Origin of the sequence: Histophilus somni, from assembly GCF_014202395.1 — a bacterium.
Lineage (GTDB): Bacteria > Pseudomonadota > Gammaproteobacteria > Enterobacterales > Pasteurellaceae > Histophilus > Histophilus somni.
Map to the genome: position 1 here is coordinate 1 of NZ_JACHGQ010000001.1, position 20,121 is coordinate 20,121.

General features: G+C 37.7%; 15 protein-coding genes and 1 pseudogene. 7 read left to right on the forward strand and 9 right to left on the reverse strand.

The window, feature by feature from the left end; genetic code table 11:
- The 5 genes and pseudogenes from HNR69_RS00005 to HNR69_RS00025 all read right to left on the reverse strand — a co-directional run.
- Positions 1–2,927, reverse strand: a pseudogene (locus HNR69_RS00005) (hypothetical protein); the annotation flags it as partial.
- On the reverse strand, positions 2,884–3,945 hold the full coding sequence (locus tag HNR69_RS00010) for an ESPR-type extended signal peptide-containing protein (protein WP_136122212.1): 1,062 nt from the start codon (positions 3,943–3,945) through the stop codon (positions 2,884–2,886). The gene HNR69_RS00010 and the pseudogene HNR69_RS00005, both read right to left, overlap by 44 nt.
- Before the next feature lie 620 nt (positions 3,946–4,565).
- Positions 4,566–4,718, reverse strand: a complete 153-nt coding sequence (locus HNR69_RS00015) for a hypothetical protein (RefSeq protein ID WP_167591110.1) — start codon at positions 4,716–4,718, stop codon at positions 4,566–4,568.
- Positions 4,715–6,163 carry a membrane-bound lytic murein transglycosylase MltF gene (gene mltF, locus HNR69_RS00020; protein ID WP_075293950.1) on the reverse strand — a complete coding sequence of 483 codons (1,449 nt, stop codon included), beginning with the start codon at positions 6,161–6,163 and terminating at the stop codon, positions 4,715–4,717. Before mltF ends, HNR69_RS00015 begins: the two co-directional genes overlap by 4 nt.
- Before the next feature lie 19 nt (positions 6,164–6,182).
- Positions 6,183–7,235, reverse strand: coding sequence for an AI-2E family transporter (locus tag HNR69_RS00025; protein ID WP_011609157.1), 1,053 nt, complete (start codon positions 7,233–7,235; stop codon positions 6,183–6,185).
- Between the two features lie 85 nt (positions 7,236–7,320).
- Between HNR69_RS00025 and arsC the strand changes: the two genes are divergently transcribed.
- Both arsC and yhbY read left to right on the forward strand, forming a co-directional pair.
- Positions 7,321–7,671 (forward strand): arsenate reductase (glutaredoxin), encoded by a 351-nt coding sequence (gene arsC / locus HNR69_RS00030; protein WP_075293949.1) that lies wholly within the window; start codon positions 7,321–7,323, stop codon positions 7,669–7,671.
- A gap of 126 nt (positions 7,672–7,797) precedes the next feature.
- Positions 7,798–8,094 carry a ribosome assembly RNA-binding protein YhbY gene (yhbY, locus tag HNR69_RS00035; RefSeq protein ID WP_075293948.1) on the forward strand — a complete coding sequence of 99 codons (297 nt, stop codon included), beginning with the start codon at positions 7,798–7,800 and terminating at the stop codon, positions 8,092–8,094.
- 55 nt (positions 8,095–8,149) lie between these two features.
- Here the strand turns inward: yhbY and greA are convergent, their stop codons facing one another.
- Entirely contained in the window at positions 8,150–8,626 is a 477-nt protein-coding gene (gene greA / locus HNR69_RS00040) for a transcription elongation factor GreA (protein ID WP_011609154.1), read from the reverse strand.
- A gap of 535 nt (positions 8,627–9,161) precedes the next feature.
- On the opposite strand from greA, the gene lolB reads away from it, so the two are divergent.
- The 3 genes from lolB to HNR69_RS00055 are packed head-to-tail and all read left to right on the forward strand — an operon-like array spanning position 9,162 to position 11,687.
- Complete coding sequence (gene lolB / locus HNR69_RS00045) at positions 9,162–9,791, forward strand: lipoprotein insertase outer membrane protein LolB (RefSeq protein WP_075293947.1); 630 nt, start codon at positions 9,162–9,164, stop codon at positions 9,789–9,791.
- A complete protein-coding gene (ispE, locus tag HNR69_RS00050; protein WP_075293946.1) occupies positions 9,791–10,732 on the forward strand; it encodes a 4-(cytidine 5'-diphospho)-2-C-methyl-D-erythritol kinase in 942 nt (313 codons plus the stop codon). The genes lolB and ispE overlap by 1 nt, the downstream gene beginning before the upstream one ends.
- Positions 10,733–10,739: 7 nt before the next feature.
- Entirely contained in the window at positions 10,740–11,687 is a 948-nt protein-coding gene (locus HNR69_RS00055; protein WP_011609150.1) for a ribose-phosphate pyrophosphokinase, read from the forward strand.
- A gap of 156 nt (positions 11,688–11,843) precedes the next feature.
- On the opposite strand, the gene HNR69_RS00060 is transcribed toward HNR69_RS00055, so the two are convergent.
- Positions 11,844–12,167 (reverse strand): HI1450 family dsDNA-mimic protein, encoded by a 324-nt coding sequence (locus HNR69_RS00060; RefSeq protein ID WP_075293945.1) that lies wholly within the window; start codon positions 12,165–12,167, stop codon positions 11,844–11,846.
- A 102-nt stretch (positions 12,168–12,269) separates the two neighbouring features.
- Complete coding sequence (ppc, locus tag HNR69_RS00065) at positions 12,270–14,909, reverse strand: phosphoenolpyruvate carboxylase (protein WP_087437267.1); 2,640 nt, start codon at positions 14,907–14,909, stop codon at positions 12,270–12,272.
- A gap of 312 nt (positions 14,910–15,221) precedes the next feature.
- Between ppc and HNR69_RS00070 the strand changes: the two genes are divergently transcribed.
- Both HNR69_RS00070 and hrpA read left to right on the forward strand, forming a co-directional pair.
- Entirely contained in the window at positions 15,222–15,677 is a 456-nt protein-coding gene (locus HNR69_RS00070) for a DUF441 domain-containing protein (RefSeq protein WP_011609147.1), read from the forward strand.
- A 46-nt stretch (positions 15,678–15,723) separates the two neighbouring features.
- Positions 15,724–19,635 (forward strand): ATP-dependent RNA helicase HrpA, encoded by a 3,912-nt coding sequence (gene hrpA / locus HNR69_RS00075; RefSeq protein WP_221265052.1) that lies wholly within the window; start codon positions 15,724–15,726, stop codon positions 19,633–19,635.
- Positions 19,636–19,702: 67 nt separating this feature from the next.
- Here hrpA and mutT read toward each other — a convergent pair whose 3' ends face one another.
- Entirely contained in the window at positions 19,703–20,101 is a 399-nt protein-coding gene (gene mutT / locus HNR69_RS00080) for an 8-oxo-dGTP diphosphatase MutT (RefSeq protein WP_011609145.1), read from the reverse strand.
- Between the last annotated feature and the right edge of the window lie 20 nt (positions 20,102–20,121).

The following is a 20,121-nucleotide window of genomic DNA, read 5'->3' on the forward strand; positions in this document are numbered from 1 at the left end:
GTAGCTGGCTGTGTAGTCGTTGTGCCAGTGTTCGCAGGCGTTGCCAAACGCACAATCTGAATAGTCGAACCAAGATAGTGCGGTGTGTTTTGAGTACCATTTGTTACCGCACTTGGCATATCGCCTTTGAATATCAAGCCCTTGTTAATAGCAGCAATGCTTTCATTAATCGCTTCTCTGAATGTCATTGGTACTTTTGCTTGTTGCTGTGGTTGTCCTTGTGGTTGTGGGTCTCTCTTATATTGAACAGCAGTAAATGTTGATTTTTTAAATCCGTCTTTAACTGTTTGTTTATCTGCCTCTTTCTCTGTTTCTTTTTCCGCTCCGAGAACATCAAATGCTAACTTACCAAACACATCAATGACGCTTTTTAATTGACCGCCATTGATGGCATCAGTTGAACTATTATCTACTGTCCCTGCGGCGACGTTGGTTATTATTCTTTCGCTATTTGCATCTCCAATGCTGAATACTGATTTTTTATCCATGTCGCCACTAGAAACCCCAGCAGTCCAACTGATTTTTAATGAATTAGTTCCGACATTACCATCTAATCCACTCGGAGCAAGTTTTTTAGTTTTCGCCTTAGAATTTTTACCTAATGCAACAGAATCGCCAGCATCACCTTCAACCGTTGCACCTTCCCCAATAACCACCGCACTTTGGGCTTTTGATTCTGCTCCTTTACCTATAACCACACTGTTTTCTGCGGCACTAGCTTTTGCACCATTACCTAGTACGACTACACTTCCATTATTACTTCCAGTTATTGAAATATTAGAACCCAATGCTAGTATGTCGTTTCCGCCAGATACTTTGGTGTTATTACCAATAGCGACCGCCCATTCAGCACTTTCTATTTTGGTATTGCCTGCTACGCCAATTGCTATTGATTCTTTCCCATTTGTTACTTGTGTCCCATTACCTATTGCAACTACAGACTTACTCTTACCATCAGAACCGCTTACATTAATATTCGACCCCAAGGCGACAATGTCATTTCCGCCGGTGATGCTGTTTTTATTACCGATAGACACCGCCCATTCGGCGTTTGATATATTCCCCTGCTCACCATTTGTTAGACTGGCTATAGAGATAGAGCCTTTTGCACCACTACCTATTATGGCTTTATTCCCTATGGCAAGTGTATGTTGTGAATCTGATTTTGAACCCTCACCGATTACTATTTTATGCTCACTATTTACACTTACAGAAACAGAGCCAAGTTTGATTTCTTTTTTGTTATCATCAAATGTGATTTTGGTACCATTACTATCACCTATAGATTTAATACCCGTTAAATTTTCTTTAAGTTTTATACTGACGTTCTTTTGATTTGCATCCAATGAAGTCGTGATATTACTATCGCCAGTAATTTTTAAGGTATCACTTTTTAAATTGATTGAACCTTTATTTTTACTGCCATCAGTTGGTTGATCGGTTTCTAAATTCAACGTTGAACTTAATGCACCAAATTTTGTCGTGACATAACTTTTCACCGCACTTGCTGTTACTAATTTATCATTTGGATCTGTAGTTGTTCCTGCTCCACCTGGACTAGATGGGGTTGAACTGTCATCTATGTTATTTGCCACTTCTACGCTGTATTTAATAGCACTACCATCTACACTCGCCTTGATATACTTGTCATCGCCTTTGAATGTTAACGTGTCGCCAAGTTGTTTGGTGATAGGATTATTGCTACCATTTCCCTCAACGCCGAACTTCATTCCGGAATTTACAGCTTTAATGGTTTCATCAATTACATCTTTAAATGTTTTCGGTTCGGTTGGTTGTTGTGTTTGATCCTGTCCTCGATGATATTTTACTTTTTCAAACGTTGAAGCCTTAAATCCGTACTTACTCTTATCTGTTTCAACTTCCGCACCAAGAATATCCGTGCCGAGTTTGCCGAATGTTTCAATCACACTATACAACTGTCCGCCGTTAATCGCATCAGTGGAACCGTTCATAACAGAACCAGCGGCAACGTTGGTGATAATCCGCTCGCTACCAATATTTCCCACGCTGACGACGGCTTTTTTCTTGTCCTCTTGATCACTTTCTGAGGTGCCTGCACTGCCCCAGTTAAACATCAAGCCTTTTGTTCCTACATTAATTTCTTGTGTTTTAAAGGCTTGTTTCTTCGCTTCCGCCTTAGAACCTTTACCCAACGCAATAGAATCACCAGCGTTGGCTTCAACCACCGCACTTTGTCCAATGGCGACACCGCCATCAGCATTTTGGTACACCCTCGATTGATAGCCGATTGCTACCGCACTAGGGCTCCAAATCTCCGCTTCCACACCTATTGCCAAGGAGTTTTTACCCATGGATCGGGCGGCTTTGCCGAGGGCGAAGGCGTTTTCATCTTTTGCAAAGGCGAAGTTCCCGATGGCAACCGTGCTGTCTTCTTTGGCGTAGGCGTGTCTGCCGAGGGTGAGGGCGTTATCCCCCAATGCGACAGAATACGACCCGATGGCTATCCCGCCTTGGTTATAAGTGCCGTTTTTGTCTTTGGATTGTTCGGCTTTTTCTTCGCCTGTACCTTGTTGTTTGTTTGTTTTGGCTTTGTAATATTTTTTAGTTATCTCTTGTATACTTTGTGTATCATAAGCTTTAAGAGTATATAACGTTTCCACGGACATTTTTTCGTCCTCAAAACTAGGCGTATATACTTCTCGTCCATTCACTCCTTTTAGTTTTTTATGTTCTTCATCAAATTGTTTAATATCAAATCCCTTTTTGCCATCTATTGTTTCCCCAAACTCATCGCCCATAGTCACATTCGCAAAGGTATATTCCCCTAACGCTAAGGAACCGCTACCGCCAGCGTAGGAATTGGCCCCGAAGACCATCGAGCCTGTTTGTATTGCTTGGACGTTATTTCCCACCCCCAATGGAATGTTCGCGATAAACGTACGCATTGTTCCCCACGGCGATACCGCCATCTTCAAAGGCGATGGTTCCCGTCCCAAAGGCGGAAGAGTAGTTACCCTTGGCAATAGCAAGTGTCCCTATGGCGTTAGAATGGTCGCCGTAAGCGATAGACCTTGCCCCGATGGCAATCGCCCCACGCCCTTTCGCCCAAGTGTGGGAGTAGACGTTTTTGGGGTTATTGCCAGTACTACCGTTTTGACCATTGACGTATTTTTCATATGCGTCTTTATTAAATTTTGCATATTCTTCTTCCCATTTAGCAGGGTCTTTATTTCTGTCGATTTTTCCACTACCATTCCCATTGCTATAAAACTCTGAACTCTTTTTGGCTTTGCCGTTGGTACCGCCGTTACCGTTGTTTTGCAAAACCGCATAGCTATTTTTCGTTTTTGAATTAAAATGATCTCCCTCATCAACAAACAACTGCCAGATGGCTTTAGGCAGGGGGACGGCGTATTTGGAGTATTTATCGCCACTATCTTTTTGTTTCTCATCAGCCGTTTCGCCGATATCATCGCTCCCGATGGCGATGGAGGAATAGCCTTGGGCGAATACATCACCACCAATCCCCACCGCTTGGTTACCGATGGCATAGGCTTTATTACCGAGCACTACTCGTTGAGCGACTGAATTACCGTTGCTACTACTAGTGTCATTTTTTTTCGCTTCAGCTTCATTCCCTATCATGATATCGTTGTGACCTTTACCAGTACTGGGACTAGAAACAGAATTACCATTTATCATGGTATTACCATCTATTTTGATGTCTTTATCATTGTTGCTAGTTTGAGCCGCTGCTGCCCAAGCGGGATACGCAAACAACACCAAACCGCTGATCAGCATGTTGAACAGTAAGTTTTCTGATAAGCTCGTTCTTTTCAAATTAGCACCGCACTTTGGCTTTTTCTCCGAGCTACTTGCTATTTGGCGATTGCTCGCCAACTCGGACACGGCTTTACATTGACCTGTTGTTACATCGTATTTGGTTTTGAAGATTTTGTTCATAGCTTTATTCTCTTTAAAAATGGTTTTTTCAATTAATTATTTATTGCGTTGATTGATTATTTAGTAAACTTTTTAGGGAGCGGTTATAAACCTAAACCGGAAATGCCTTGCTTTTTAAGGCAAAGCAAAAAAAGACGAATGATATTTTCGCCGAGAGGTTGAAAAGGGAAAATTGGGATATTTTTAGAGGTTAATAATGTAAAAAATAGGTTGCAAGATTTGCAACAAGGCGTTAGCCTAGGCTGTAGGCTGTAGGCTGTAGGCTGTAGGCTGTAGGCTGTAGGCTGTAGGCTGTAGGCTGTAGGCTGTAGGCTGTAAATTCATGTTATTTTTGTTTGTCAAGCAGATAGTAATAAATTTCGGAGATTTTATTACAAAATTTATTAATAAGGCAATCATTTTTTATTTCGCTTTTCTCTTTTCGCTTTTTTCTTTTTCTTTTTTCTTTTCGCTTGCCTTGAATGTTTTGTTAATTAAGGGTTGCTGTAAAACAGAATTTAACGATCCGGTTTTGGTAGGGTGTGTTATGTAAAGCAAAAAGGGCGGTGGAAATTCCGCTTTTTTTATCTGATTGGTCTTATATCCATATGCTAAAGAATATGATTTTACAGCACGAAAAATCAGCAACAAATTTCTTGTATGACGAATTGCTGGGTATGTCGTGCTGCTTGTTGGGCTTTACGTTTTTTTAAGCGTTTAATTCTTAATGCTCGGTTATGTGCGGTACGATATAGCGTGACTTTACTTTTTTTTAAAAAGGTTTTTCTTCTCATCGTTGTTCCTGTTGTGTTTGTATTGAAATGACATCATTATTTTCATTTTCATACCGATCTTGTCGATCTTGTTGGTTTTGTTGAAGCCGATAATAATTCATTATGCTGTTCATATATCTTCTAATATTTTCCACATATTGAAACGCTTCGTAGCCTCGAGCGTAGCCATATTTAAGATGGGTAAAATAACGTTTTTGTGCTAATAAGGGTAAATTTTTTTTCACCTCTAACCAATTATCCGGATTTCCTCCCAGCTGTTTGGTTAAGCGTCTAACGTCTAATAAATGCCCCAATCCCATGTTATAAGCGGCAAGTGCAAACCAAATACGATCTTCTTTTAAAATAGTATCCGGCATTTGTTTGAGCAGAAGATGTAAATATTCGGAACCGGCTTTAATGCTTTGTTCAGGATCGAGACGATTAGTAATATTCATTCTATCTGCAGTTGCTTTTGTCAACATCATCATACCGCGTACTCCGGTTGGTGAGGTTGCTTCCGGATTCCAGTGGGATTCTTGATAAGATATGGCTGCCAATAAATGCCAATCTAAATCACCTTTATATTTTTCAAACAAAGGAGCATATTTAGGCAAAACTGTTTCAATTGCATTCAAATAGGAGCGAGTATCAACATAGTCAAATTGGTTGAGGTGATTGAAATATTTTTCTTCAATACGAGCAATTAAGCCGTTTTCAATGGCAGAGTTCATGAAGTCTAATAGTGCGGCTTGTAATTCTGAAGCCCCCTTATCAGATAAGTACCAATGTACTGTAAACTCATCAGTCACATTAAAGGCAATTGCAATTTGAGGTTTAATTTGCTGATTAACTGATACTTCAGTAGAGGTAGCGATTGTGTAATCTATTTTTCCTTCAGCAACTTGAAATAAGAGTTCCTCTTGGCTTAGTTCACTGGTTTCCCATGTTAAAGAAGGGTATTTTTCTTTTTTTGCCAGCAGAATATTATTCAGTGCCGAATTAGCCGGAATAACCAATTTGCCGGATAAATTTTCTAATGTGATAGGACGACGTTCACCTTTGCGATAAGTCAATTGCCAAGATGCAGCGTGATATGCCGGACCTAGTTTGAATTTTTCACTTCTATCTTGTTGATAAAATAAACTTGCAGCGGCAATGTCTATTTTACCTTGTGCTAAAGCCTGAAATAATGCGTCCGCACTATTTAGAGGAAACATTTCCAAATCAACATTTAAGTAATTTGCAAAAGCCTTGCTTAATTCATATTCTAGCCCTGTTTCTCCGTTTGTACCGATAAAATAAGACACCGGATTATTGATTGTTCCTACAATCAATTTTTGTCGCTCTTGAATTGTAGTATGGTAATTCTGTTTTGATCTCACTATTTGTTGCCAAGGGAAAACCATATCTATTGCCCAAAGCGATAAACAGATGGCTAAAACAATCCTAATAAATAGCCCTTTCAATGAAATTCTTCCTTATCGGTTATTCTGTTGACGGCCAAGATGAAACAACGGCTTTGACTAGTGTTGCCAATGGAATTGCAAAGAAAATTCCCCAGAAACCCCATAATCCCCCAAAAATAAGAACGGCGATAATAATAGTGAGAGGGTGTAAATTCACTGCTTCAGAAAATAAAAATGGCACGAGTAAATTTCCGTCAAGGATTTGGCTTATCACATAAGCAACCATTAAATACCAAAAAGTTGGGGTTGCACCGAATTGGAACATGGCAACTAAAGCAACAGGAATAGTGACCAGAACTGCACCAATGTATGGCACTAAAACAGATAATCCCACGGCAACTGCCAGTAACAATGAATAATTCAAACCAAAAAATAGAAAAATGGCATAACTGACTAAAGCTATGATTAAAATCTCAAGTAATTTACCGCGAATATAATTGGCAATTTGTTGTTGCATTTCTCGCCAAACTTTTGAGGCAAGAGTGCGGTTCTTTGGCAGAAAGTTTGTAATATAGTTAATTAATTCCGTTTTATCTTTGAGGAGGAAAAATACCATTAATGGCACAAGAAACGCGTAAATTCCTAAGGTAACAAGATTTAACAAGGAGGCAATGGACAGTTTAAGTGCAGATTCACCTAAGCCTAATATTTTATTTTTAAATGAAATAAAAAACGCATCTATCATTTGATAATCTACTAATTCAGGATAATTCTCCGGTAAAGAAAGTAACCATTCGTTAAGTTGATTGAACATGTGTGGTAAGTCGCTGACCAGTTTGATGGTTTGTGCCCAAAGTACCGGGATCAAAATAAAGGTCATGACAAATGTGATTGCTATAAAGCCACCGAGTATAAGAGATGTCGCCAAAATTCTGGGCAGTTTCAGTTTTTCATGTAATAAGCGAACGGGATATTCAAGTAAATAAGCTAAAACAATCGCAATCAGGAGGGGAGCCAATAAACTATTGAAAAAATAAATTGCTACAAAGCCAAAGAATAAAATAGCGAAAAGTGCCATCGCCTGCGGATCGGTAAAGCGACGATGATACCAATTTTTTAACATTTCAATCATAATTTATCCTTAACGAATGAGCATTTTGGGTGATTATAAGGTAAAATTTTGCATATTTGAACTGTATCAGAGCAAAGGAGCATTTATGACGGTTAAAATTTATCATAATCCACGTTGTTCAAAAAGTCGTGAAACATTGGCTTTATTGGAACAACAATCCATTCTTTTTGACGTTGAATTATATCTACAGCAAACTTACAACGTTGAAGAGTTGCAAACGTTAGCTCAAAAATTGGGAATTACGTCTGTAAGGGAGATGATGCGTACGAAAGACGATCTTTATTTACAATTAGGATTGAATAGTCAGGAGCTAACGGAACAACAACTTTTGATTGCACTCTCGCAAAATTCCGTATTGCTCGAACGTCCAATCGTAGTAAATGGAGATAAAGCTAAAATAGGACGACCGCCGGAAAGTGTTTTAACTATTCTATAAAATAATTATTCCTTCTTTTTATTTTTTGGATTTATGGTTAAAATCTTCGAGATAAAGGCAATTGAAATTGAAATATTGTTATCAAACAAATTGACCGCACTTTTAATTATGTAGGATGGGTAACCAATGACATTATCAACAAAACAAAAACAATTTTTAAAAGGTTTAGCACATCATTTAAATCCGGTGGTTATGCTGGGCACAAATGGTTTAACAGAAGGGGTTTTAGCTGAAATTGACAACGCATTAAATCACCACGAATTGATCAAAGTGAAAATTTCTGGTGCTGAACGTGAAACAAAACAGCTGATTATTGAGGCAATTATACGTGAAACGCAAGCCAGTGCGGTACAAACTATAGGGCATGTTCTTGTACTTTATCGTCCAAGTAATGAACCCAAAATTCAGTTACCTCGCCAATAACTGAAACAAATAAAATGGGCATTTAAGCCCATTTTTTTCCTATCAAAGTGTTATGTTATTTATATTCTACTTCAACGATTTCAAATTCAACTTTACCGCCAGGTGTTGTAATGACAACAGTATCATCAACGTCCTTGCCGATTAAACCGCGAGCAATAGGCGAATTAACAGAAATTAAACCCGATTTAATATCCGCCTCATCATCTCCAACGATTCGGTAAGTGACTTCTTCGTCGGTATCAATATTTAACAAAACGACCGTTGCACCAAAAATCACTTTACCATTATTAGGTAATTTTGTTACATCAATAATTTGGCAATTTGCTAATTTACCTTCAATTTCTTGAATACGCCCTTCGCAAAAGCCTTGCTGTTCACGTGCCGCATGATATTCTGCATTTTCTTTTAAATCGCCATGTTCACGTGCTTCTGAAATTGCCTTGATAATTTCCGGACGACGCACATTTTTCAAAAAATCTAATTCTTCTCTTAATTGTTCCGCACCACGTACAGTCATTGGAATTTGTTTCATTGTTGTACACTTCCTTTTTAAGTAAAACAAAACTACGATACGGAAAAATAACCATATCGTAGTTTATCAAAAAATATCCTCGCAAAAATCATTTGTTCTTGCTTATCGGCACACTATTATTGTTCGTCTTCAAAAAAATAGCAACTATAATCACCATTATGTATAAAGTTATTTCCAAACAAGTTGCTTTGGGCAATTAGTTTCAAGGTTAAAATTTCTCCATAATCCCCTTTGTTGAGAAAAAATTGGCAGAGTATAAAAATCAGCCAACCTACAATTTACCGGTATACCAAGAAGTACCAACCCAAACCGCTCCCAATAAGTCTAACGCCACAATTGAGATAAATGATTTTTTCATTGTGTTTCCTTAAAAAGAGATCATTGTAAAAATTGAAGTAAGCCACCCTTCAAATAAATTTAAATTAGCATCTTTTAATAAACAGATCAAAGTGTGGTCAAAAAATCAAAAGTTTTTGTATCTTTACTAATCTTATGTAAGACCTTAAAATATTCGATATTTTTACGAGTCCGACACATGAAAACATCTCAAAAACCTTTTTTTATACTTATTTTAACGATATTGCTGAGTGCTTGTACTTTAGATATTGCCGGCGAACGCCCGCAAGGTATTCAGTATATAGAAAAAAATGATAAAAAATGGCAACAACACCTACAAAAAATTAAGCAAATAAAACAATATCAAGCTCAAGGACAATTGGGTTATATTAACAATAAACAACGTTTTTCCACTCGCTTTACTTGGCAATATAACAATCCGCAATCCTATTCTTTACTACTTTCATCAGCTTTCAGCAGTTCAATACTTAAATTTGAAGTTTCACCTTTCGGTATTACTGTTTCAGACCATAAAGGAAATCAGCGTTCAACAAAAGATATCAACAACTTGCTCCGTGAAATGATTGGTATCTCTATTCCATTACAACAAATAGGGAACTGGCTAAAAGGTCAACCAGATGAAAATTCAGATTATCAGGTCGGCATAAATCATTTATTAGCAAGCTTTACTTATTCAGTTGAGGGTGAAGTTTGGAGTGCTGACTATCTCAACTATCGAACAGATCAAAGCATTCCATTACCCAAAGATATTCTTCTGAAAAGTAGTGAGCAGACCTTAAAAGTTAGGATAGATAACTGGAAATATTAATGAAAAACTATCAATTTTCGACCGCACTTTTATCATCGCAAATACAAGGAAAAAAATTACGTTTTCCTTGCCCTGCAAAGATAAATTTGTTTTTATATATAACTTCTCAACGCCCCGACGGTTACCATGAACTGCAAACCTTATTTCAATTTTTAAATTTTGGCGATTGGTTAAGTATTGAGATACGCACTGACGGAAAAATAATCTTAACACCCGAAATACCTCATCTAAAAAACGAGGATAATTTAATCTATCGAGCCGCTAAATTATTACAACAAAAAACAGGGTGTACATTAGGGGCAAATTTACATTTGGATAAAATTTTGCCAATAGGCGGAGGGGTTGGCGGAGGATCATCAAATGCAGCCACAGCACTCGTTGCACTCAACTATTTATGGAATACACAACTTTCACTCTCAACACTTGCTGAAATAGGATTACAGCTCGGTGCTGATGTGCCTGTTTTTGTATATGGAAAAGCCGCTTTTGCCGAAGGTGTTGGTGAAAAACTTACTTTTTGTCAACCGCCACAAAAATGGTTTTTAGTATTAAAACCCGAAACATCTATTTCTACAGCTATTATATTTAAAGATCCTAACTTACCTCGCAATACCCCAAAACGACCTTTAGCGGAATTATTAATAACAAAATATGAAAACGATTGCGAAAAAGTTGTTTTAAATCATTATTCAGAGGTTGAAGAAGCCCTTGGCTGGTTGTTACAATATGCACCGGCAAGATTAACAGGAACTGGAGCTTGTGTTTTCGCTGAATTTGCTAACGAACAGGCGGCACAATCTGCATTTCTTGATAAACCTGAAAAATACGTTGGTTTTGTTGCTCAGGGAACAAATATTTCACCATTACATCAAATGATTGAATATTTATCGCAACAAAAACAAACACTTTGTCTTCCTAATAATACAAATTCCAGAGGTTAAATTTACGATGCCTGACATTAAACTTTTCGCCGGTAATGCAACACCTGAACTGGCAAAACAAATTTCCGAACGCCTATATATTTCCTTAGGTGATGCGACTGTTGGTCGTTTCAGTGACGGAGAAATTCAAGTTCAAATTAATGAAAATGTACGTGGTTGTGATGTATTTATTATTCAATCTACCTGTGCACCTACAAATGATAATCTCATGGAATTAGTCGTTATGGTTGACGCACTAAGACGTGCATCGGCGGGGCGTATTACCGCAGTTATTCCTTATTTTGGATATGCTCGTCAAGATCGTCGTGTACGCTCAGCTCGTGTACCGATTACTGCAAAAGTGGTAGCGGATTTCCTATCGAGCGTAGGAGTAGATCGTGTGTTAACTTGTGATCTGCACGCTGAACAAATCCAAGGATTTTTTGATGTACCGGTAGATAATGTATTCGGTTCACCGGTGCTTATTCATGACATGTTAAAGAAAACAGATTTGGAAAATCCGATCGTTGTTTCTCCGGATATTGGCGGTGTCGTTCGTGCCCGTGCTATCGCAAAATTGCTGAATGATACAGATATGGCGATTATTGACAAACGTCGTCCAAAAGCCAATGTAGCCCAAGTCATGCACATTATTGGAGATGTCGCCGGACGTGATTGTATTTTAGTTGATGATATGATTGATACGGGCGGAACATTATGCAAAGCGGCGGAAGCATTAAAAGAGCGGGGAGCAAAACGTGTATTTGCTTATGCAACTCATGCCGTATTCTCCGGAGCAGCGGCAAAAAATCTAGCGAATGAAGCATTAGATGAAATTGTTGTAACTGATACTATTCCATTTACACCGGAAATTAAGGCATTGGGTAAAGTCCGAGTATTAACATTATCAGGTATGCTGGCAGAGTCAATTCGCCGTATTAGTAATGAAGAATCTATTTCTGCCATGTTCAACTAATCACAACGCATTTGAAGGCTAAAAGAGCGGAATTCTCCGCTCTTCTTATTTGGAATAGTAATATTCTAGGATTTGTATTAAATAGCAAAATCGGAAGTTCAGCAACTATACGAAGAGGCTATTGAATCGCAAATTTTCCTCAATTTTGAGCTTGGATTATTTTTTCCACACAACGTGATATTCTCGGTCTTCCTCTTTGTGGGAAATTAAAAACTTAGCAAAAATATCATCCATTTCGTCTTGTTCATTGACCAAGCCAACCCAAACTTCAGCGTATTCATCAGGATCGATGAGAACGCCAATCTCTTGTTCCCAGTTATCGGCAGTTTCAACAAATTCAACTCCGCCATGATCTTCAAATTGTAAGTTAAATAAAAGAATATCGGCAGGCTCAAGATTTTCTCCCGCCATTTCGAGAAAAATATCATAAGCAATATCAATTGCTGTATCAGGATCTAATTTATTAATTTGGTCTGTCATCGTATTTTCTCATAAGTAAAAGTGAAATAATCATAGCACAAAAGTGAGAAGTAGAAAAAAGTGCGGTGATTTTAACCGCACTTTTGTATGATGAGTTCATCACTAACCAGTATTACGCATACCTGCAGCGATACCTGTAATCGTAATCATTAATGCTTGTTCCACATCAGGATTTGGATTTTCAGGGTTTTCACGTAAACGTCGCAACAGTTCTACTTGTAGTAAGTTGAGCGGATCGGTATAGATATTACGTAAGGCAATGGATTCTGCAATCCAAGGTAAATCAGACATTAATTCATCTTCATGAGATAAAGAAAGAATAGTTTTAATATCGGCTTGCAGTTGTTCACGCAAAGATTGACCTAAATACCATAATTCTTTTTTAACCAAGTTCAGATCATAATGCTCAGATAACCACGTATCAGTTTTGCTGAACACCATTTCCAACATACCGATACGGGTAGAGAAAAACGGCCAATTTTTACACATTTCTTCAATAGTTTCTTTATTGCCTTTTTCAATTGATTGGCGAATAGACGCACTTGCACCTAACCAAGCCGGTAACATTAAGCGATTTTGCATCCAAGCGAAGATCCAAGGAATTGCACGTAAACTTTCTACCCCACCGTTCGGATTACGTTTGGATGGGCGAGAGCCTAGAGGTAACTTAGATAATTCTTGTTCAGGTGTGGCGGAACGGAAATAAGGTACAAAATCTTTATCTCCACGTACAACGCTACGATATATATTACATGATGAATCGGATAATTCATTCATAATTGCACGCCAGCTTTCTTTAGGCTCCGGAGGTGGAAGCAGGTTGGCTTCTAAAATTGCACTGGCATAAAGATCAAAGCTATTTACTGCAACTGCAGGTAGACCCAGTTTAAAACGGATCATTTCTCCCTGTTCTGTTACACGTAGACCATTTTTCAATGAGCGGGGTGGCTGAGATAGAAGTGCGGCATGAGCAGGTGCACCTCCACGTCCAATAGTACCACCACGACCATGGAACAAGGTTAATTCTACTCCCATTTTTTCGCAAAGATTTACCAGTTGTTCTTGTGCTCGATACTGTGCCCAAGAAGCAGCCATCATACCTGCATCTTTCGCACTATCGGAATAACCAATCATGACCATTTGTTTATTGTTGATCACACCACGATACCAGCCTACATTAAATAATTGAGTCATAACTTCTTTAGAAGCATTGAGGTCATCTAGGGTTTCAAAAAGAGGAACTACTGGTAAATAATAGGTTACGCCAGCTTCTTTTAATAATAAGTGAACTGCAAGCACATCTGAGGCAGTGCGAGCCATAGAAATAATATAGCAAGATATAACGCCTTCAGGTTGTTGTGCAATAACTCGACAAGTTTCTAAAATTTCTTGCGTTTCCGGAGAAGGCGTCCAGTTGCGAGGTAGCAAAGGACGACGAGAGCTTAATTCACGGATTAAAAAAGCTTGTTTATCATCTTCCATCCATTGTGAATAGTCGCCTAAACCAATATAACGAGTAATTTCAGAGAGAGCCTTAGTATGACGAAGGCTTTCTTGACGAATATCCAAATGAGACAAAGAGAGACCAAAGCAACGAATACGACGTAAACAATCCAGCAATATACCGTTAGCAATAATTCGCATACCGCATTGATGTAAAGATTGATAACAATCGTAAAGCGGTTCCCAAAGTTGTTGATCATCGGTCAAAATGTCATTTGTATTGATGGTTGAAGGTTTATTTTCTAAAATTTCACCGTAATAAGCGACAGTTTTTACCAGTTTTGCTCGCAAATTTTTAACGACTACACGATAGGGTTCTAAATGATCACCGTATTTGGCACGGAATTCCTCAGTGCAATGAACTACAGAAAGTTCCTCTGATAAAACTTGAATATCCGCTAAAAACAATTCTGCCGCTTTCCAGCGGTTCATGATTAAAACTTGGCGAGTTGTCTCTGCGGTAACAAATGGATTACCATCACGATCTCCCCCTATCCAAGAAGAAAATTTAACAGGTGCTAAGTTTACTGAATGTTGTACACCAAAATTTTTCTCTAAATAGAGATTCAATTGACGACAAAAATCAGGCACGGCTTTCCATAAGCTGTTTTCGATTACCGCTATCCCCCATTTTGCTTCATCAACAGGAGTAGGGCGTTGCGTACGGATTTCATTTGTATGCCAAGCAAGTGCAATTAATTGCATTAAACGGCGTTTTAATTTTGTGCTTTCTGATTGAGTAAGATCATCGTGTTCCAAACGGCTTAAACAGCGGTTAATTTCTACATATTTATGTAAAAGAGAACGGCGGGTAACTTCTGTCGGATGGGCGGTTAAAACTAATTCAATTAATAATTTTTCTACTGTTGAGATGACTTTTTCTGCCGGTACATTTTGTGCTTTTAAGCGTTCAAAGAGTGCCTCTAAAGAACGATCGGAGGCAACTTGGTCTATGTGTTTTCGTGAGATTGTTTGGTATTGTTCCGCTATATTGGTTAAATTCAAAAATTGACTAAAAGCACGAGCTACTGGAATAATATTTTCATTGGAAATAGTCGAAAGCGTATCTAATAATTTTTCCCGTGCTTTTTCATCACCGGAACGAGAGTCGCGAGATAATACACGAATATTTTCAATCAAATCAAGAATATCACTACCCTGTGCATCGCTGATTGTTTCGCCTAAAAAGTGACCTAACATATTTATGTTATTTTTTAGCGTTGAGTATTTTTGGGGCATAAGATCCTCACTTAAAAAGATGACAAATTTATTTGATGGGGTAGATATACCCAAAAATAATTGAAAGGTCAAATAGAATTATTTTAAAATATAAAAAAATAAAATTTACCCTAAAAATTGAAATTATATTTAATATATTGTTTATTTTTTAAATTTTATTTAAGTAAATGAGATGTTTTTTAATTATTAAAATGTTGTTAAATAATTGCTGTAATGTCTTTTTTATTGATAACGAAAAAGTCGCAAGCATGTAGAAAATTGCTATAATTAGCACCGTTTTATGAGAATTAATTATCCGTTAGGAATATTTCAATGTCGTTACAGTTTAACTCAATTGCTTTATTGTTAGTCAGCCTTATTTTGCTTGGTGTACTAGGCAATAATAGCTCCATAACCATTTCCGCAACTATTTTACTTTTAATGCAACAAACATTTTTAGCCAAATATATTCCTTTTACGGAAAAGTATGGAGTTAATATTGGTATTATTATTCTTACCATTGGCGTACTTAGTCCCATCGTTTCAGGCAAGGTTCAGTTGCCGAATTGGACCGCACTTATTCATTGGAAAATGTTTTTAGCCATGGCGGTAGGTGTGCTTGTTGCATGGTTTGGAGGACGTGGTGTGAATTTAATGGGGACGCAACCTTCGCTACTCACAGGTTTATTAGTAGGGACTATTTTGGGTGTCGCATTTTTAGGGGGTGTTCCTGTTGGACCGTTAATTGCAGCGGGGATTTTGTCTTTGTTTATTGGAAAAACTGGATAAATAATTTTTAGCGTTACATGATTGACTAAATTTGAAAATAAGAATAATGAAGAATAATAAAAAAAATGTTTTTAGCACACAACAGCAGGCATTATTGGTACAGCTTAACGACATGATGTCGATTGACCGGCGTCGTTTGTTTGCTCGTATCAAGGGCATGAATCAACTTAAACATCCTACGAATATCAACAAGGTGATAGTGGAAATTGAACAGCAAATTCAACAGGCACAAGTTCGTTTTTTACAACGACAAAGTGCGGTACAAAAAATGGAATTTCCACAAAACTTGCCGGTCAATCAAAAAAAAGCTGAAATCCAGAAACTTATTCGGGAACACCAAGTAGTCGTTATTGCTGGAGAAACCGGTTCAGGAAAAACCACTCAATTACCAAAGATGTGTTTAGAATTGGGTTTTGGGCAGAAGGGATTGATAGGACATACTCAACCTCGTCGCATTGCTGCACGTTCCGTAGCTGCAAGAATTGCGGAAGAATTAAATATGGAACTCGGTGGAGTCGTGGGTTATAAAGTTCGTTTTCATGATCAAATCAGCGATGAAACACAAATTAAATTAATGACAGACGGAATTTTATTGGCAGAAATTCAATCTGATCGTTTTTTAAATCAATATGATATGCTCATTATTGATGAAGCACATGAACGCAGTTTAAACAATGATTTTATTTTAGGTTATTTAAAACAGCTGTTGCCTCAGCGTCCTGATTTAAAAGTAATTATTACTTCAGCGACGATTGATGTAGAACGCTTCTCTCAACATTTTAATCATGCCCCGATTATAGAAGTTTCCGGTAGAACTTACCCTGTAGAAGTACGTTATCGTCCAATTGTGGAGGCAGAGGATCAAGATCAGTTACAAGGTATTTTAAATGCGGTAGATGAGCTACAGGCTGAAAGTTCCGGTGATATTTTAATTTTCTTAAATGGGGAGCGGGAAATCAGAGATACTGCAGAAGCATTACAAAAATTAGATTTAAAACATACAGAAATCTTACCGCTCTTTGCTCGTCTTTCAGCACAAGAACAAAATAAAATTTTTCACCCGAGTAATTTAAAGCGTATCGTGTTGGCAACTAATGTAGCGGAAACTTCATTAACTGTACCGGGTATAAAATATGTTATTGATCCCGGCACGGCGAGAATCTCACGTTACAGCTACCGCACTAAAGTACAACGTTTGCCGATTGAGCCAATTTCACAAGCTTCCGCTAATCAGCGTAAAGGTCGTTGCGGGCGTGTGTCTGAAGGGATTTGTATTCGTTTGTATTCGGAAGATGATTTTAATAATCGTCCGGAATTTACCGATCCTGAAATTCTTCGTACCAATTTGGCATCGGTTATTTTGCAAATGACCGCCTTAGGTTTAGATGATATAGAAGCTTTTCCTTTTGTTGATGCCCCGGATAAACGTCATATCCAAGATGGTATGAAGCTCTTGGAGGAGTTGCAGGCATTTGAATGGAAAAAAAACAAGCAAGGAGAGAAACGCCAGCTTACCGCTATTGGTAAGCAGTTAGCACAATTACCCGTTGATCCTCGTTTGGCTAAAATGTTATTAAGTGCGGTACAATTTTCTTGTTTACATGAACTCATGATTATTGTTGCTGCCTTATCTATTCAAGATCCTCGAGAAAGACCGCAAGAAAAACAACAATCTGCGGATGATAAACATCGTCGTTTTGCTGATAAAAAATCAGATTTTTTAGCTTATTTAAATTTGTGGAATTACATTCAAGAGCAACAGAAAATTTTAAGCAAAAATCAATTTCGTCGCTTGTGTCGAAAAGAGTATTTAAATTATTTACGTATTCGTGAATGGCAAGATATTTATCATCAAATTCGTTTAACCGTGCGTGAAATGGGGTTGCCCATAAATTCTCATGAGGCTGAATATGCACAAATTCACACCGCACTTTTAAGTGGATTGCTATCCCATATTGGATTGAAAGAAAATGAAAAACAGCAATATTTAGGGGCAAGAAATGCACATTTTTCTATTTTCCCCAATTCCGTTTTATTTAAAAAACAACCTAAATGGGTTGTAGCAGCCGAATTAGTGGAAACCTCTAAACTTTGGGGAAGAATAATGGCAGATATTGAGCCGGAATGGATTGAACCGTTAGCGAAACATTTGGTTAAATCCAGTTATTCAGAACCTCGATGGTCAAAGTCTCGAGGACAAGTGATTGCAAATGAAAAAGTCAGTCTTTATGGTATCCCCATTGTAACTAATAGGCTTGCTAATTATGGTGCTATTGATGCTGTTACCAGCCGAGAAATTTTTATTCAATCCGCTTTAGTAGAGGGAAATTGGAATACCCGACACAAATTCTTTTTTGCCAATCAAAAATTAATTAAGGAAATTGAAGAATTGGAACATAAAACACGTCGTCGGGATATTTTAGTTGATGAGCGTGCTTTATTTGATTTCTATGATCAACGGATTGGTACCGATGTTGTTTCACAAAAACATTTTGATAGTTGGTGGAAGAAAAAAGCACAACAAGAACCTGAATTGTTGAATTTTGAAAAGTCTTTTCTGATGAACGAAGACAATGCCAATATCAACACATTAGATTTCCCCAATTTTTGGTATCAAGACAATTTAAAATTAAAATTAACTTATCAATTTGAACCTGGTATAGAGGCAGATGGTGTGACGGTGCATATTCCATTGCCACTATTAAATCAGGTTGAAATGAAAGGATTTGATTGGCAAATTCCGGGATTACGCCAAGAATTAGTTATTGCCTTAATTAAATCTTTACCTAAATCTTTACGCCGTAATTTTGTACCCGCACCTAACTATGCCAGTGCTTTCTTAGGTCGAATAACGCAAACCGACAAACCTTTGCTAGAAACGCTTAGTCATGAATTGCGTCGTATGAGCGGAGTTCAGATTGAAGTTGAAGAATGGAATTTAGCACAGATTCCACCGCACTTAAGAATGACCTTTAGGGTCATTGATGAAAAGGGAGGCAAAATTGCCGAAAGCCTTGATTTAGATCAATTGAAATTTAGCCTAAAAGATAAAGTGCAAAAAAGTATTTCCTGCGTTGCAGATAGTGGTATTGAACAAAGCGGTATTCATGTTTGGAATTTCGCTCGACTACCGCAATTTTATGAACAGAAAAAACAAGGTTTTAGCATTAAGGCTTATCCTGCTATTGTTGATGAAAAAGATTCAGTCGGCATTAAACTATTTGAAACAGAGCTTGAACAGCAAGTTACTATGCAGCAAGGATTACGTCGTTTGTTGCTATTAAATGTGCCTTCGCCGATTAAATATTTACATGAAAAATTGCCGAACAAATCGAAGTTAGGCTTGTATTTTACGCCTTTCGGACGAGTTTTAGATTTAATTGATGATTGCATTGCTTGTGCCGTGGATAAACTTATTGCTGATTTTGGCGGTTTGGTTTGGAATGAAACTGATTTTGAGAGATTGCGTGATTTTATTCGAGAAAATCTGAATGAGGTTACAGTGGAAATTGCACAGCAAGTTGAAAAAATCCTGACCTTGACTTTTGAAATCAATCAACGCCTGAAAGGAAAAATGGATTTTACAATGGCATTTGCTTTTGCTGATATAAAAACACAAATGAATGGACTTATTTATCCGGAATTTGTAACGAAAACAGGTTATGGGCGTTTGTCTGATATTCAACGTTATTTACAGGCAATTGATAAGCGTATTGATAAATTAGCACAAGATATTAATCGTGATCGTGCTGCAATGCTCAGAGTAGAACAGGTTAGTCATGCGTACCAACAACTTTTAGCAAAACTGCCGAAATCTAAACCGCACTCGAGTGAAGTTAAAGAAATTCCTTATATGATCGAGGAATTAAGAGTTAGTTTATTTGCTCAACAACTAGGCACTAAATATCCTATATCAGATAAAAGAATTTTGAATGTTATTGCGGACGTAAAATGCTAAATTTGTAAATGCCCTCTTGTTTGTATACGATTATAAAGCTGATATAACGAGAAGATAATTGTTATCGCTATTTTTCTGCTAGTAATCGTTGAATAAGTTTAAAATTGGCAGGAGGAAATTGACTGTCATCAAGCTCATTTTGATCGACCCACATACCTTCTTGGCCTTCTCGTCCAAACGGTTCTCCAATCCATTGTTCGACAAGATAAAAATGAAATTGAATAATCTTAGTTGGATATTCAAAAGAAAAACGTTCAAAAAGCACCGCACTTAGAACATGAATACCGATTTCTTCTTCTAATTCACGAGCCAGTGCTTGTTCAGGTGTTTCATGTTGATCCACTTTTCCACCGGGGAACTCTAATGATTGAGCAAAATCCTGTCCCTCTAGTCGTTGAGTTAGATAAATTTGTCCAAACTCGTTACGAATAATGCCAGCGGCAACTTGGATTGTTGGTTTTATCATGGTTTTATCCTAAAAAGTGC

Bases quoted from the DNA above. Each gene is read 5' to 3' on its own strand.
- ispE (WP_075293946.1), top strand. From the start codon at position 9,791: ATGAAAAACTATCAATTTTCGACCGCACTTTTATCATCGCAAATACAA.
- arsC (WP_075293949.1), top strand. From the start codon at position 7,321: ATGACGGTTAAAATTTATCATAATCCACGTTGTTCAAAAAGTCGTGAA.
- hrpA (WP_221265052.1), top strand. From the start codon at position 15,724: ATGAAGAATAATAAAAAAAATGTTTTTAGCACACAACAGCAGGCATTA.
- HNR69_RS00015 (WP_167591110.1), bottom strand. From the start codon at position 4,718: ATGAGAAGAAAAACCTTTTTAAAAAAAAGTAAAGTCACGCTATATCGT.
- ppc (WP_087437267.1), bottom strand. From the start codon at position 14,909: ATGCCCCAAAAATACTCAACGCTAAAAAATAACATAAATATGTTAGGT.
- HNR69_RS00055 (WP_011609150.1), top strand. From the start codon at position 10,740: ATGCCTGACATTAAACTTTTCGCCGGTAATGCAACACCTGAACTGGCA.
- HNR69_RS00025 (WP_011609157.1), bottom strand. From the start codon at position 7,235: ATGATTGAAATGTTAAAAAATTGGTATCATCGTCGCTTTACCGATCCG.
- lolB (WP_075293947.1), top strand. From the start codon at position 9,162: ATGAAAACATCTCAAAAACCTTTTTTTATACTTATTTTAACGATATTG.
- yhbY (WP_075293948.1), top strand. From the start codon at position 7,798: ATGACATTATCAACAAAACAAAAACAATTTTTAAAAGGTTTAGCACAT.
- mutT (WP_011609145.1), bottom strand. From the start codon at position 20,101: ATGATAAAACCAACAATCCAAGTTGCCGCTGGCATTATTCGTAACGAG.
- HNR69_RS00070 (WP_011609147.1), top strand. From the start codon at position 15,222: ATGTCGTTACAGTTTAACTCAATTGCTTTATTGTTAGTCAGCCTTATT.
- HNR69_RS00010 (WP_136122212.1), bottom strand. From the start codon at position 3,945: ATGAACAAAATCTTCAAAACCAAATACGATGTAACAACAGGTCAATGT.
- HNR69_RS00060 (WP_075293945.1), bottom strand. From the start codon at position 12,167: ATGACAGACCAAATTAATAAATTAGATCCTGATACAGCAATTGATATT.
- greA (WP_011609154.1), bottom strand. From the start codon at position 8,626: ATGAAACAAATTCCAATGACTGTACGTGGTGCGGAACAATTAAGAGAA.